General features: G+C 40.4%; 8 protein-coding genes. 1 reads left to right on the plus strand and 7 read right to left on the minus strand.

Features of this window, described 5'->3' with window-relative positions; translation table 11 throughout:
- Positions 1–34: 34 nt before the first annotated feature.
- The 7 genes from AC57BQ_RS09700 to AC57BQ_RS09730 all read right to left on the minus strand — a co-directional run bounded on the left by AC57BQ_RS09700 (position 35) and on the right by AC57BQ_RS09730 (position 15,670).
- Positions 35–1,756 (minus strand): alpha-L-arabinofuranosidase, encoded by a 1,722-nt coding sequence (locus AC57BQ_RS09700; protein ID WP_496406077.1) that lies wholly within the window; start codon positions 1,754–1,756, stop codon positions 35–37.
- Between the two features lie 55 nt (positions 1,757–1,811).
- Entirely contained in the window at positions 1,812–3,542 is a 1,731-nt protein-coding gene (locus AC57BQ_RS09705) for an alpha-L-arabinofuranosidase family protein (RefSeq protein ID WP_496406078.1), read from the minus strand.
- A gap of 142 nt (positions 3,543–3,684) precedes the next feature.
- Positions 3,685–4,911, minus strand: coding sequence for a glycan-binding surface protein (locus AC57BQ_RS09710; protein WP_496406079.1), 1,227 nt, complete (start codon positions 4,909–4,911; stop codon positions 3,685–3,687).
- A 40-nt stretch (positions 4,912–4,951) separates the two neighbouring features.
- Positions 4,952–6,526 (minus strand): RagB/SusD family nutrient uptake outer membrane protein, encoded by a 1,575-nt coding sequence (locus AC57BQ_RS09715; protein ID WP_496406080.1) that lies wholly within the window; start codon positions 6,524–6,526, stop codon positions 4,952–4,954.
- A gap of 10 nt (positions 6,527–6,536) precedes the next feature.
- Positions 6,537–9,701 carry a SusC/RagA family TonB-linked outer membrane protein gene (locus AC57BQ_RS09720; RefSeq protein WP_496406081.1) on the minus strand — a complete coding sequence of 1,055 codons (3,165 nt, stop codon included), beginning with the start codon at positions 9,699–9,701 and terminating at the stop codon, positions 6,537–6,539.
- Between the two features lie 654 nt (positions 9,702–10,355).
- Positions 10,356–14,474: a hybrid sensor histidine kinase/response regulator transcription factor gene (locus AC57BQ_RS09725; protein WP_496406082.1), complete on the minus strand. Its 4,119-nt coding sequence runs from the start codon at positions 14,472–14,474 to the stop codon at positions 10,356–10,358.
- 356 nt (positions 14,475–14,830) lie between these two features.
- Entirely contained in the window at positions 14,831–15,670 is an 840-nt protein-coding gene (locus AC57BQ_RS09730) for a response regulator (protein WP_496406083.1), read from the minus strand.
- A gap of 146 nt (positions 15,671–15,816) precedes the next feature.
- Here AC57BQ_RS09730 and AC57BQ_RS09735 point away from each other — a divergent pair, with 146 nt between their 5' ends.
- On the plus strand, positions 15,817–16,284 hold the full coding sequence (locus AC57BQ_RS09735; RefSeq protein WP_496406084.1) for a CAP domain-containing protein: 468 nt from the start codon (positions 15,817–15,819) through the stop codon (positions 16,282–16,284).
- Positions 16,285–16,347 lie beyond the last annotated feature (63 nt).

Consider the following 16,347-nt stretch of genomic DNA (forward strand, 5'->3'; position numbering starts at 1 on the left):
TTTTTATATTCATATCCTAATTTTTGCCTTATTATTATTTTCCATCAGCCACTAAAAATATAACAGAACGGGGCGGTGCCGAAACTTTTATCCCTCCACTAAGTGTTGATGATACAGCCGTAAGCGTTTGATAACCCGAAGGGCCGCCAACTGTGCTAATATCCGGGCCATTTCCATTTACATAAACCTTTTGCGAAAATTCTCCATTATCGGTACCGCCAACCAGTGTGTAATAATAATATCGCGTTCCCGGGACAAAATTTGTGATGTTAACCTTTACGATTTGGCTGGCGGTGCCTTTATTTACAATAACTACACCAGCTTCGCCCGAGGTAAACGACGACGCATAGCTTGCAACATCAACACTGTTTTGTACTGAAGAACTAATCATCCTGTCGCCAAAATATTTTTGGAAATAATACATGTAATAAAATGCAGGTCGCGGTGTAAAATCAGTTACACTGGGTTCTCCTATACTAAACATGCCCTGATCATCACCGCCGTTCCATGCATTTGAAAGATCCCAACGGCTTGCCATACCGAATTGATTTTTAAGCAATTCGCCTAACACCATCGTAGCATGCATCCCTGCTATAAACGATACCATTTGTTTCTGCCCTACCGCAAAAATATTCCATTCGGTTAACGCAATAGGTTTTAAAGAAACGCCGCCCTGCGTTGTGGTGGTATTCATCCAATCCATAATCGCCTTTGGCTCGGTAATTGCCGTATTAAGGATAACAGCCGCGGTTTCATTGTCCTGCCCGGTAAAATAATCGTGTACAATATAAAAATCGGGAGAATCGCCCGCCGAGGCAAACAAGCCGCTATTCCATGTTTTGTCGGAAGCGACCCAAGCATTTACCGGGTTCGTACCTATCAACTGGGCACCGATTTTTATTTGTGAGCCAACCTCTGTAGCCGCTTTACGCATCGAATCGGCAAATACTTTAAAGTGAGTTCCATATAACGCTCCTGAAATGATCTGCGGCTGGCCGTCCTTATTTTTTGTTAAATCTATTTTATAGCTTGCCTCCCAGGGGCCGCCGCTTTCGTTGCCAATCTCCCAATATTTGGTACGCCCTTTATCGTATCGTACCCAATTAGCAGCAAGGTGGGCCGCTACTTGATCGGGATGGGCACTTGTACCATAACGCGCATAAGCATAATTAATGGTTATTATACCTGTGCTGTTGGTTTGTTGTAAAGCTGCATAATAGTTGTCTAATGATAGTGTCCAGTCAGCGGGATTGTTGCCTACCCAATAGTTGGTCGCAACTTTGTTTCCGTTCGTATCATATAAACTATCAGGGATATCGGCCGGAACCTGCCCGTTCCAAAAGTACACATCTGAAATACTGCCCCCGGGAGCACGGAGAATATTAGGCGATAAATTTTTTATATTTTTTATTAAACCCGGAGCGGAAACCAATTGCCCCGTGTACGGGTTGGTATTATTGCCAAAAAGATATTTTGGCAACTTTGTAATTACAGTACTATAATCAACATTTATAGTTACAGTGGCATCGCCAGAAGGTGCAGCAACCGTTGAATAAAGCGGAGCCACAAAAGTTTTAGGGGCCCAGTCATTGAGGAAGAAGCCTTCGGACTTAGCTATTGCCGGGTCTTTTTGGGAGATAACCGAAACCGTGGTATCAGCGTTAACAGGCATCGTTTTAGGGCTGTCTTTCTTGCTACAAGCCGCCAGGGCAAGCAAAGAGATAGAACAATACTTAATAGGCGTCGATAATTTCATGTATTTAATTTTTGAGAAGAATTTTAAATTGAAAAATATTGGATTGAAATTGCAGTTAAGTTACTTTTTGTTTTTTGCCGTCAGCCACCAGGAAAATAACAGATCTGGGAGGTGCTGAAACTTTTATCCCTTCAGCTAAGGTCGATGACACGGCAGTAAGTGTTTGGTAATGCGACGGGCCTCCTATGGTGCTCATATCTGGCCCGTTTCCGTTGATGTAAACCTTTTCGGAAAACTCTCCGTTGTCAGTACCGCCAACCAGGGTGTAATAGTAATATCGGGTACCCGGAACAAAATTGGCGATATTGACGCTTACAATTTGGCTTGCGGTGCCTTTATTTACAATAACCACACCAGCTTCGCCCGAAGTAAACGTAGAAGCGTAAGCTACTATGTCACCAACGTTTTGAGCCAATACCGTGCTGCTGTTTTGAACAGTAGCACTAACCATCCGGTCACCGAAATATTTCTGAAAGTAATACATGTGGTAAAAAGCGGGGTGGGGAGTATTGTCGGGAACACCAGGCTCACCCGTACTAAATATGCCCTGATCATCTCCGGTTGTGCCCCATCCGTTTGCCAGGTCCCAGCGGCAGGCCATCCCAAACTGGTTTTTAAGTAATTCGCCTAAAACCAAATCGGCGTGCAAGCCTGCAACATTCGATACCATCTGCCGACTACCCATTGCAGCAATATTCCACTCGGTTAGCGCGATAGGTTTCAAGGAAACTGATCCTCTGGTAGTGGTAGTATTCATCCAATCCATAACAGTCTTTGTTTCAGTGGCAGCAGTGTTAAGTATAATGGCTGCTGTTTCATTATCCTGTCTGGTAAAGTAATCGTGTACGATATAAAAATCGGGGTAATCGCCAGCCGAGGCAAACAAACCTTTGTTCCATGTTCTGTCGGGAAAGTTCCATGAGTTTACCGGGTTTGTTCCTATAACCTGGGCCCCTATTTTTATTTGTGAACCCACTTCTGTAGCGGCTTTGCGCATCGAGTCAGCAAATACTTTAAAATGCTGTCCATATAATGCGCCCGATATGATCATCGGCTGGCCGTCTTTATTTTGGCTTACATCTATGTTAAAACCTGCCTGCCATGGGCCGCCACTTTCGTTCCCTATTTCCCAGAACTTGGTGCGCCCGTTATCGTGCCGTACCCAATTTGCTGCCAGATGTGCCGCTACCTGATCCGGATGGGCACTCGTGCCGTACCGGGCATAGCCATAATTTATAGTTATGATGCCAGCGCTATTTGTTTGCTGCAATAATGTATAATAATTAGCCAACGAAAACTGTCTACCTGGTACGTTGTTCCCAAGCCAATATTCTGCTGCAACTGTATTGCCGTTCGAGTCATATAAATTAGCGGGGATGTCGGCTGGCAGTACGTCATCCCAAAAATAAACGCTCGAAATATTGCCCCCAGGAAACCGGAGTACATTAGGCGATAAATTTTTTATATTGTTTATTAATCCGGGTGCGGTACGCAGTTGCCCTACATAGGCTGCGGCATTATTACCAAACAGATATTTTGGCACTTTGGTAATTACTGTACTATAGTCAATATTGATGGTTACAGTCGTATTACCCGAAGGTTCGGCAACCACTGAATAAAGTGGGGCCACAAAAGTTTTAGCGACCCAATCATCCAGGAAGAAACCTTCAGATTTTGCAATTGCTGGATCTTTTACAGGTGTCACACCGTTTTTACTACTATTTTTACATGCAACCAGAATAGTAACGCAAATCAAGCCATAAAGATATTTGCTGGTAATGTTCATATATAAACTAGGTATTTAGCAAAAATGTCCGCCTGTTAAAAGGGTAAGTCATTTATCTGTATTGATAAATTTTCAAACTCTAAATAATGCCGGGACCTAAATTCAAGGCCCAGACATTAACTTAATCAACAGTAATTATCTTTTATTTAATTTTTACTACCCGAATGTTATCAATAGCTGCTTTAAAGGCTGTAACGGTGGTCAAACCATCATTAATATACCAAACATTCATACCAGTCTTGCCAGTTGTACCAACTAAATCTGATATAGATGCAACTGGAGTGCCGGTGCCGTTATTGGTTAAAAAGCTTGACAACGGAATAGTCACAGTTATCCAACCGGTTGTAATAAAAGGTGTTATTTTACCTGCGCTGTTTATCCAGGGCCTGTACCGTGCTATATAATCAAAGCTCCCATTTGCCGCTACGAAAATCGAGCCGGCAGTCCAGGGAGTAGATTTGGGAACAGATAATTCAAACTTTACAGCATAACTGGATAAACTGCTGTCAATATTTGCAACCGGAACCCATTGGGCTGCATTCATGTTAACTCCCCGTCCACCATTGTACCAGGCATAGTCATTTGCAGTAAGGTTACTTGCAGTCAAGACATTATAGTAGCCGATATTACCGGGAAAATCAGCAGAACTATTTTCTGTATCTGAACCCCATGGATATCCATTTATGGAGTCCCAGTTTTGAAATACGCCATCAACGAAGTCATGAACGTTATAAACGGTAGAAGCTGAACCAGACTTTGTTGTAACATTTACAATACCGCCGGTTTGCGTAACGCTGGCAGGTACTGCCAGGCTAATAGAGGTTCCATCGCTTGAGGGCGTGTAATTAGTAATTGCAATACCCGCATAGGATACACTTTTTACAAAGAAAAAGTTAAATCCATTAATTTTAACTGAATCGCCCGGACTTGCATCTTCATTAGAGACCCCGGAAATTGTTGGCGCAGGGGCCACAATTGAAAAGGAAAACGTTGTTTGGCCGTGCGTGGTTACATAGGTTATCGTATTAAGTTGTTTTGCTGGTATGATAGGAAAAGCGATAACCTCGGGAATTAAGGCAATCGCGCTGGTATCGGAAAACCAGGCATCATTAAAGGAACCAGCCACCCCATCAAAATTAATTTGCAGGGCTCCTTTTAAATTGCGACCGGAAATAACGACCCATTGCCCTGTTCCGACTTTGCTTAAAAGTGAATCTCCGGGACTGGCAACGTAGTTACGGATACGGGTAATAACGGGAGCGCCTGTACCATATGTTTGATCTTTTTTACAGCCGGACTGCGTAGTATATATTATCGCGATGAGTACAAGCAATAAATAGTTATTGACCTTATAAAGTAGCTTTTTCATGATTTATCTTTAAGAATTATTAAATGATTCTAAATGTCTGCTAATAATAAGCTACTGGTTCCTCCAATAACTTGGGATCCGCTGTCTGGTCATTGGCCGGTATAGGCAAGGTGAATGTCGCTTTGGTCGCCGGTGTAATAATCAAACCATTGGTTACCAGCGTTTTTGTACCTGTACCGGGATCATAGGTAAATTGTTGCCTGACTTGCTTATTGAGTGCGTCTATTGCCCCCTGAGGGTTATAGTAGGAAAGCCGCACCAGATCAAACCAATACTGGCCTTCAAATGCCAGTTCAACTCTTCGCTCATTCCAAAGGCTTGAAGTGGTAATGCTGGTTACCGGATCAACCCCCGCCCTTGTTCTTATAGCATTAAAATACTTTAAAGCCTCACCGTTCGAAGTTGAAGCATTATTACCCAATAATGCCTCTACGTATATCAGGTATACATCCCCTAATCGCAATACCGCATTATGCTCAATAGAGGACCAAAGGTCCATGGTTGGCGAATTGTTATCAGCAGCAGTACCAACAACGTGCTTTTTAACATTTACCCCTGTAGCCGTATAACCGCCACCTGCGGCATTCAGCTCGGGATAATGTTCGCCGGTGAGCATATAAGTGGCCTTACGCCGGACGGAATCCTGTGGCGTGTATAAGTTAGCCAAATCAATAGTCGGGCCGATTGCTCCTCCCCATCCGCCACCTCCGGTAATTATGCTGCTACTGGGCGCAAATTGAGCCTGTATACCATTTCCACCACCATAACCTACGCCGGGTGCCCATTGAAATGCGAACAGCGACTCGGGATTGTCGTTATATTGTGTTCTGAAAAGATTATAGTAACTGGGCAAAAGGGCCAATCCACTGGTATTACAAACACTGCCCGCATAATATGCAGCACTATCCAAATCGGTCTGGTTACGGGATCCGCTTTGTCCCAAACCTGCCCGGGTTAAATATACTTTGGCCAGCAAGCCCTGGGCTGACCAGGTGGTTACACGCCCAGGTTGATCTGATTTAGGAAGATTGGCAGCTGCGTACCTTAGATCATTGATGATGAACTTATAAACATCAGTCAGCTTATTGCGCGGCACTAAAGGGTTAGCTATCAGTTTGTCATTATCTTCAATAATAGGTACTGCCCCCCATAACTGGGCTATATAGAAATAAGATGTGGCCCGTATAAACCTGAGTTCCCCAAGCGCCCCGGTTTTACTTTTGACAGATACACTATCGGAAAGTTTGGTATTAATGGCCTTAATATTGATGTTGCAATGGGCCACAATATCATAAAAGGATTGCCATGAAGTTGTGATATAAGAATTTTGGCTGGTGATCGAAAATGTAGTGAATTGAACCAGATCAGCATTATAAGGCTGCAGCATATTACCGCTCATAATGTCGCCAATGCCCAATAAGGGAAAATTGTTCCAGTTAAACCAGGGTTGAGCATACAGGGCAGCTGTAGCAAGCCTCAGATCAGAGCCGCTTTTATAAAAATTATCAGTAGTTAATCCGGTTAACGGAGGACGGCTCAGGAAATCCTTTTTGCAGCTGCTTATCACCATGAGGGTGACTAACAATAAGCATATATTTAATTTAATCAGTTTCATAATCTTGATTTTAATTATTTAGCGATACGTTAAGACCAACTGTATAAACACGCGGCTGCGCATAATAGCCGTTATCAATACCTGCGGCTAAAGGGTTCCATGAACCGATCTCAGGATCATAGCCTGTATACTTAGTTATGGTAAATACATTGGTGACATTGACGTAAACGCGTAACGATTTCAGGTGAATTCTATTTAAAAGGCTGTTCGAAAAGCTATAACCCAAGGCAATACTCTTGCACTTCAGAAAAGAGCCACTTTCAATATATCTATCAGAAAAACGCTGATTATCATTGCCACTGCTCTGACTTATCCGGGTAATATTGGTACCTGGATTAGTGATATATACATTGTTAATATCAGATGCAGAACCTGTGGGATCTATCAGCCCAATTTTGGCGTAATTAATCACATCCGCGAAGTAGCCAAAATTTTGGTTGGGGTTATTTCCGTTAACCTTTAACTGGTTATAAATTTTATTGCCATAATTACCAGCCATAAAAACATTCAGATCCAGGCTTTTATAAGAAAATGAGTTATTGATTCCATATTGAAATTTGGGCAAAGGTGACCCTAAAAAGGTTTGATCATTCGCGTCAATTTTGCCGTCCTTATTAATGTCCTTAAAAATAACATCACCTACCCAAACCCCTCCGGAACCTGGTGTAATAGGTATTGATCCATTCCCGTTTTGGGACAAGGCAGGATATTTGGTAAAATCAGCCGCGTTCTTATAAATACCCAATGCTTGGTAACCATAAAACTCGCCGATGGAGCGGCCCACAATAGTTTTGGTAACACTACCATAAATGGCCGGAGTACCATCGGCTAAGGCCAAAACTTTGTTTTTGTTTTGTGAGAACGTCAGGTTCGTCCTCCAGTTAAAATCTTTAGATCTGATGTTGACTGTTGACAAAGAAAACTCAATGCCTTTATTACTAACGGACCCAATATTAACATAAGGGGCCTGAACCGCTCCCGGCGAATATCCTCCGCTTGGAAACGTACCCGAATAAAAAGGTTCGGTAAGGCTTAATAACAAGTTAGATGTTTTACGGTAATAGGCATCAACGGTAAACGTTATTCTACTGTTTAAAATACTGGCATCCAAACCCACGTTATAAGATTTTGTAGTTTCCCATTTAATATCCGGGTTACCGGTTGTGGCCGTTAACTGCGAATTACCTGATAAACCGGTTGCTACCGTAGTTAAAGTTGAACCGTAAGCATACTCAGAGATATTCTGATTGTTTACCAAACCATAACCCAGCCTGAGTTTTAAATCGTTAATCGCTTTTACATCTTTCAAAAGCGCTTCATGATTAACTTTCCATGCCAGCGCGCCAGAATACGTGGTATTCCACCTGTTGGCTGGCGCAAATTTTGAAGATCCATCATGGCGCACTGTGGCTGTTAGCAGGTACTTATCATCATAAGTGAAGTTTACCCGGCCGAAATAAGCCTCCAGTGCCCCTTGCCCTTTAGTACCCGTATTGGTTGCAGTAGTTCCATCGCCACTGCTGATGGTTTGTACATTATTACTCGCGAAATTGGTTCTTGTAGCCGAAACGCTGTTGCTTTTTGTCAATTGAGCCTCGTGTCCTGCCGTTACATTAATGTAATATTTGCGGTTAAATGTGTGATTGTACGTTAAGTAATTGGTAATTGCATTATAAAAGTTTTGCGCGCTTGTAGACGTTCCTGAATTTGTTGTTTTAGTATACGCCCCCATAGTATAAGTAGGGTTAAAATAATCCTCCGTAGCAAAATCAAAATTTCCGGAAACCTCATTGCGTAAACTAAGATCCTTTGTAAATTGAATCTCGGCGTAAGCATTGCCGAATAGCTGATACCTGCTTTTAAAGTCTTTTACAATCGTAGCTATGGCAAACGGATTTGTTCCTATCGCTCCGTATATATTAGGATCATTACCGCCCCAGGTGCCATCAGGATTCACCACATTGACGTCGGGGGTCTGATTCAGGGCCTGCAGAATTACCCCGGTATTCGTTGTTGCCACATTTTCAGCGACGTGGGCCAATTGAATATTGGTACCTATTCTTAACCAATCAGTTGTTTTGTTATCAATATTTGCTTTGACAGAAGTTCGCTTGAAATCAGAACCTAAAGCGATACCTTCCTGTGAAAAATAAGTGCCTGATATATAATATTTAGTACGGGCATCACCGCCGCTAACGGCAACATTGTGATTTAGCATAGGAGCAGTCCGGTACAACGCTTTTTGCCAGTTAGTGCCTACACCCAGATACTGAGGGTTCGCAAATTGTGGCCTCAGATCATAGCCAATTATATTCCCCTTTTCATTCATAAATGTGGCATACTGCCGCAAATTCATCACATCATAATACTTGGGTAGTTTTTGCCAGCCTTCATATCCGTCATAGCTTACCAGGGGCGGCCCTGAAACTCCCTTTTTGGTGGTGATAATAACTACGCCGTTGGATGCCTGCGAGCCGTATATAGCCGTTGCGGATGCATCTTTCAATACGTCAATAGAAGCAATATCTGAAGGATTGATACTAGACAAGGGATTCGTGCCATTACCAGGGATGGGTGATTGAGCATTAGGCGGAATCTGTATCCCGTCAATGACGTAAAGCGGCGGCGAACCGGTAAAACCACCAAGTCCACGTATTTGTACATTCACATCGCCGCCGGGCTGACCGGAAACCTGTTGTACAACCACTCCTGCAACCCGTCCCTGTAAAGCCTGATCAATTGTTGTTGGTTGTGTTTTTACAATATCCGCCGCGGTTACAGAAGATACAGAACCGGTAAGGTCGCCCCGTTTTTTGGTACCATATCCAATAACCACTACCTCATTTAAATCACTGGTTGACGGTTTAAGCGCTACATTGATGGTGGTATTCTGTCCAATATATATTTGTTGCGTGCTATAACTTACAAAGCTAAAGATCAATACATCGCTGGGCTTTGCGCTGATGGTGTAACTACCATCTATTCCAGATACCGTACCTGTTGACGAATCCTTAATTCTAACATTTACTCCGGGTAGTGGCTTGGAATTATCAGCACTGGTTATTTTTCCGGTAATACTATGGGTTTGGGCATAGCAGGTAAAGGAAAGAAATATCAACGTAAAGAAAATCCAGCAACGCTTTCCGGTCACTTTTCTTTTTAATTTCTTCTTCATTTTTTAAATAGCTAAATTTTAGGGTTGGTAAATAATTGATTCATAAAAATTGGTCTTGTTTGATTAATTCGTTGATTGATACTTCCGGGTATCACTGCAGTGCCTGATGACCTGTACTTTAATGGAGAAAAAAACAGGCATATCTATCCCAGGAGTTATTGTATATCTTGTAAATCAGTATAAGATGGATATTCAAAAACCCTGTTAGTCATGCAGTAAAACCCACAGACGATATCAAGTCCCGGAAATAAGAATGGAGATAGTAATTATTGATTCATAATCATTTTAATAATTTCGTTAATTAATTGGTTGAGAAAAAATGCGTTGTGCACGCCGTATAATTGGTTGTTTATAATGGGAGGCAAGTTACTTATACACAGGAATAAATGATGGATAAATTGTTGCAGTTTGGGGGTAAATTAGTTACAGTCAAATATTTTCAAATACTTAATTATCAGATACTTAAAAACAATATACAAAAAAATAGCATTTTGAATCATTCATAAATCCCCTCTTTATTTGCGACGTTAATTTAATATAAAATTCACCATGTGCCGATCTGGATCCGTATAACTTAATCCGGTAAATTTGAAGACCTGTATAAGGAATGAGCGTAAATTTCAAATACGACGTGCGTAGGGCATCCTGGCCGATCTATTTATTCTTTTTTAACTCATTCAGGTAGTCAGAAGGCAGCATAGAAAACTCCGATTTAAAAGCCTTTGCAAAGTATTTAGGGTTATTATAACCCACCTGGTAGGCAACCTCAGCAATGGTGAATTGATTCATTTCCAATAACTGCATTGCTCTTTTAAGACGAATCGATTTTATAAATTCAATGGGGGCTTTTCCTAAAAGGTTAAAGACTTTTCTGTATAAGGCCACACGACTCATATTTACTTCCCGGCTTAACATTTCGACAGAAAAATCAGCATTAGCCATATTGGCCTCAATAACAGCCAAGGCCTTTTTCATAAATTTCATATCCGGGCCCTCAATAACCACTGCGGAGGGCTCGACCTCAATTTGTTTCTGATAAGTTTCTTTTGTTGACTGTTGATATTTAAGCAGATTTTTGATCTTAAAATGCAATACCTCGAAATTGAACGGTTTGATCATATAATCGTTAGCGCCGGTTTCCAGGCCAATCAGCTCCTGTTCTCCAGCGGTAAAAGCAGTGAGCAATATAAACGGAATATGTTCTGTACGTTTATCGCTGCGTATTTTTTTACAAAAATCAATGCCGTTAACTTCCGGCATATTAATATCACTCAATATTAAATTGGGATGCAGGGATAAGGCTTTTTGCCAGCCGTCCTTTCCGTTGGCCGCTTCCATCACATTATATCGGCGATTTAGAACTTCTTTGAGGTAATTTCTAAACTCAGGATTATCTTCCACAATTAAAATGGTTATCCTTTTATCCTTCTTCTCATAAGATATAGGCTCTGCCTTTATTAATTGAAAGGATTGTTGCGGGACACTGGCTTCATTACTATTTAATTCCCTGGAAAGTTTTAATGGCAATCGTACGATAAACAAGCTCCCTTTCTCGGGCTCGCTTTCTACCGAAATAACTCCGCCCATCAGATTCACAAACTCTTTCGTTATCGCCAAACCAATGCCACTACCCTGATTGATTATAGAAGCCGGCATGATGTTCTGAAAAAAGCGCTCGAATATCTTATCGTGCTTTTCTGCCGGGATGCCGATGCCGGTGTCTTTTACCTGTATCTCCAATAATGTCATATCCGAGATATTTGATTCAAGCAATTTAACGGTAACATTTACACATCCGGATTCATGCGTAAATTTCAACGCGTTAGAGACCAGGTTAAAGAGTATCCGCTCGATCTTATCTTCATCAAAAAACGCTATGCATGAATCTGTTTCACATTCAAAACTAAATCTGATCAGTTTTTTATCGGCGAGCGTACTAAACAGATCGCAGGTGTCCCTGATGTTTTTTATGATATCAGCTTCCTTTAAATCTATTTTAAATTTTTGCAGAGATAATTTACTAAAGTCAAGCAACTGATTAATCATATTTAGTAAACGCTTACTATTTTGATAGATCATTTGCAGTCTACGGTGATTACTTTTATCATCCCCCTCCTTCAGCATACATTCCACAGGCGCCAATATTAACGATATGGGTGTTCTGAACTCATGGCTTACATTCGTAAAAAATTCGATCTTCATTAAATCCAGTTCATGCATGCGGCGGGCTTCCTCCCGTTCACGTTCAAGTTCAAACTTCGCTTCTATCCTCTTTATTCCCCGCTGCCTGATGTACCACAAGGAGGTTAAACATGTTAATACATATAATAAATAAGCAAAACTTGTTTTCCAGAAAGGTGGCTGTATCCTGATGGGTAAAGTTATCGGCAGGCTCGTTATGCGACCATTGTTACTGACTGCCCTAACCTTAAATACATAGTTACCCGGATCGATGTTGGTATAGGTAGCTTTCCTGGTTTTATCATCATTTCTGATCCATGCCTTATCAAAACCATCTAATTTATATTCCAGTTTAATTTTCCCTGAATTAAAAAAATCAAGATCGGCAAAGCCTATTGAAAAAGAATTCTCATTATATCGGAGTGTCAGGTCGCTCGTTTCCGTTATTGATTTAGAGAGGACAACATGTCCGTTAACCAATTCTCCCGGATTAAGACTTTTATTAAACATCTGAAAGTCTACTAAAGCAGGTTTAGGTGCACTTTCAAGATAACCGATATTTTCAGGTAAAAACATATTAAATCCTTTCGCTCCGCCAAAAATCATTTCTCCTCTCTTTGTTTTTAATGCCGCGTTTACATTAAATTCTCTTCCCTGTAGACCATCAGTTTCATCAAAACTCTTAAATCGATACCTATAGCCTCCATTAAATGGGGTTAAAGTAATGTTGCATAAGCCCTTAGGTGTGCTTAACCACATGGTATGATTATTATCTTCAAGCGTATTCAGCACCATATTATCCGGAAGTCCGTTTTCTTTTGAAAGAACCGAGAATTTGTTCCTGGCCGGATCAAATATATTAAGCCCTTCCAGCGTACTGATCCACATTAAACCACGGCTATCCTGATTGATACTCGTCACATTATTCATGTTCAGGCTATTGGGATTTCTATCTTCATGGAGATAATGTATAAAACGTCCATTATTTTTTAGCAATACGTCAACGCCATAATAACTTCCAAACCAAATATTCCCGCCCCGATCTTCAAAGATGGATGAAATAAAAGCAGAGTGGACAGAGTTTGGCAGGAACGGTTTATAATGCTTAAATATAATTCTGCCCCGGTCCAGCATATTCAAACCCCCAGTGAAAGCTCCTATCCACAATCGATTATCGGAATCCTCCAGGATTGACCATACCCTGTCATCTGATATCGTAGTACTGTCCCGATCATTATGCCTGTAGTGTGTAAATGTTCTGCCATCAAAACAGTCAAGTCCGCCAAAATAAGTACCTATCCATAATTTTTTCTGGTGGTCAATACACAAGCTAATGATCACATCATTGCTTAAACTATTCGTATTTCCCGCTTCATGTTTGTATTGAGTATATCTACCCGTTTTCCGGTTGAAATAAGCTAATCCGCCGCCATTGGTGCCGATCCATAAATTACCCTTATCATCCTCCACAAATTTATTGACGTCCTCAAAGCTTAAACTATTAGGATCTGACGCAAAGTGCCGGTAAACGGGGAACTTAATGATGTTTTTATGATAATAACTGATACCCCGCTTATAAGTACCAAACCACATAATTCCCTTATTATCCTTATAGACTACTCCACTATTTTGCGCGATAGATTTGCTGTCATCTTCCCGGTTTAATAAATAACGTACACTGAAATCCTTTTTATCTACCAGGTTAATACCGCCATGATCCGTAGCTACCCAAATAATACCTTTATCGTCTTGTACTATGTTATTGATAATATTGGTATTTAGCCTTGTAGCAGGGGTTGTTTTATCCAAATGCACAAACTTATGTTTATCCGGGCTAAAATAATAAACCCCTAATGGACTGTTTTTTGCATATAGCCACAAATCATTATCCTGGTCAACCGTAAGTGAATAGTTGTAATCTGCAGCAACCGTGGCTTTGTTTAACAGATCGGTACGAAAGGTAACTTTTTGCTGCTTGGTGTTAAACTTTTCAAGGATCCCATCATGGTATATAAGCCACATATTACCTTGTTTATCTTCATCAATACCCATGACAATGTCACCATACAAGGACTTATTGAATGTATGCGAGAAGTGCTTGGTTTGGCGTCTGATCGGGTCATATTTATAAACACCATCATTGAAGTATAGAAACCAGTAATTGCCTTTGCTATCCTTTTTTACCAAACTCAACCCGTAATTGGGCAGGTGTAGGGATTGTTCTTCAGGTAGGAGATCATGTACAAACTTTTCGGTCAGGGGATCATAAATATTAAAACCGTTCCTGGTTTCAATCCATAGTTTATTCTCCGGGCCTTCACAAATATTAACGATACAATCATCATTAAGGGAATGAGGATTACCCGTATCGCGCTTAAATACCTTAAAGGAATAGCCATTATATTTATTAAGACCGGACATGGTACCAAACCACATAAATCCCCGCTTATCTTTATAGATACAGTTGACCTGATTGTTTGACAGTCCCTTATCAATATCAAGATTCAAGAACTGGTATTGACCATGCTGTGCAAAAAGACTTTTGCATGCAAAAACAATAATAACAGAAACTACAAATAGCTTTGAGTGCATATTTTAAGTGTAAATAAAACAGGTAATAATGGCAACGCTAATATACTCTTAATATCCTTAAAAATTTCGCATCTATTTCAACATCTATAAATTGTGGTTTATACACGTATTAATTCCATGATATCCATTATACGCTCAAAATTTAGACGTGGGTGGGTTGAAAGTTTCCATTTGTCAAAAAAAGAGAACCTCCATTTATTAAAATTTTAAAATTATTGATATTTTGAACTGTTCACTATATCACCAGCATTATTCGTAATCGGTTACTAAGGCCACTTATTAACAGACAGGTCTCTTTATTATTCCAATTCATTTATTTGCTTTTTAACCTCAGCAACTGAAGCGAACGTCGGGCACTAGTATTTTTTCTCCTTATTTAAAAGGATATACCCGGTTGGCGAAATTTTAAAGTAACGGCTAAAGGAAGATGAGAAATAAGCCCCGGAATTGAAACCTACGGCATAAGCGATCTCCGAAATATTGTAATCACTGATCATCAGTAGTTCGGCTGCTTTATTTAGCCGAGTAATCCGAATAAACTCTTTAACTGAAAAACCTGTTATAGCTTTTATTTTGCGGTAAGTTTGGGCTCTGCTCATACCCAAGGCCAAGGCAAAGTCTGTTGCTTCGAAAATCGAATTATTTAGGTTTAGATCAATAATTTCATAGGCTTTTTTTAAGAGCAGATCATCACTGTAGACAGATATAGGTTTGACCGTCACGCGATGTGGTTCATTTAAAAATTTATGCAACCATAACCGCCTTGTTTTAACCAAATTACCTACCCGCGCTCTTAAAATGCTAAAACTAAAAGGTTTAGTTACATAATCATCGGCACCATTTTCTAAGCCGTTAAGCAATCCATTTTCGTCGTTATAACCGGTAATCAGCACAATGGGTATGTGGCTGGTGCGCTCATCGTCTTTTAATAGTTTACACAGTTTTATACCATTAATACCTGGCATTTGTATATCACTTATAATAATATCAGGCAAAGCGGTGATGGTTTTTTCAAACCCAATCAAGCCATTTTCCGAATCAATAACACGATAATCATGCTCAAATACATCCTTGATTTCCATCCGCATATCATAATTATCTTCAATAACATGTACTAAAGGTTTTAACTCATTATGTGGTATTTTCAATAAAGAGTTATCCCGTAAAACGGAATTCATATTACTTTGATCGGTCATAGTTAGGTTTACAGGCAGAACGCCTGGTCGTTTATAAAGATAAAGATATTTTTAGGTGTATTAAATACAATTATATTGGAAAATAATTTTTAATTTTTCAATCCGGTTTCAATCATCGCAACGAAACAACCTAATTATCAGTTTTTATGAAAAAAATCATCGAGTTCAGCATACTATTATGCCTTATTTTTTGTGGCTGCAAAAAAGATCAGGTTCCAGCAGAGAATATACAACAGGAAATGCTCACTGCGGTTAATACGTTAAGAACCACCGGTTGCACCTGCGGTACTATGTACATGCCACCGGTACCAGTTGTTAAGTGGAACGTCAAGCTCCAGATCGCTGCCGCAGCACACGCGAAAGATATGACTGTTAATCATTACTTTGATCATATAGCCCCTAATGGCTCGTCTCCTATACAAAGAGCTCAGGAGGCCGGTTATACAGGCATGTACATCGGCGAAAATATTGGCAGCGGTTATAATAATGTTCAACAGGTCATGGATGCCTGGAGAAATAGTGAAGACCACTGCAAGGCTATGATGGATAGTTTATATGTAGAATTAGGGGCAGCCCGATATAATACGATTTGGGTTCAGGAATTCGGGAAATAAATGGAGGTAAATTATGCAGTAACTATCGAATATTAAAATCATCAACGTGGCATATATATTCTC

It is taken from the genome of Mucilaginibacter sp. BGA-UO-ETr-C110, assembly GCF_059567985.1.

Bases quoted from the DNA above. Each gene is read 5' to 3' on its own strand.
- AC57BQ_RS09715 (WP_496406080.1), bottom strand. From the start codon at position 6,526: ATGAAACTGATTAAATTAAATATATGCTTATTGTTAGTCACCCTCATG.
- AC57BQ_RS09730 (WP_496406083.1), bottom strand. From the start codon at position 15,670: ATGACCGATCAAAGTAATATGAATTCCGTTTTACGGGATAACTCTTTA.
- AC57BQ_RS09705 (WP_496406078.1), bottom strand. From the start codon at position 3,542: ATGAACATTACCAGCAAATATCTTTATGGCTTGATTTGCGTTACTATT.
- AC57BQ_RS09735 (WP_496406084.1), top strand. From the start codon at position 15,817: ATGAAAAAAATCATCGAGTTCAGCATACTATTATGCCTTATTTTTTGT.
- AC57BQ_RS09720 (WP_496406081.1), bottom strand. From the start codon at position 9,701: ATGAAGAAGAAATTAAAAAGAAAAGTGACCGGAAAGCGTTGCTGGATT.
- AC57BQ_RS09725 (WP_496406082.1), bottom strand. From the start codon at position 14,474: ATGCACTCAAAGCTATTTGTAGTTTCTGTTATTATTGTTTTTGCATGC.
- AC57BQ_RS09710 (WP_496406079.1), bottom strand. From the start codon at position 4,911: ATGAAAAAGCTACTTTATAAGGTCAATAACTATTTATTGCTTGTACTC.
- AC57BQ_RS09700 (WP_496406077.1), bottom strand. From the start codon at position 1,756: ATGAAATTATCGACGCCTATTAAGTATTGTTCTATCTCTTTGCTTGCC.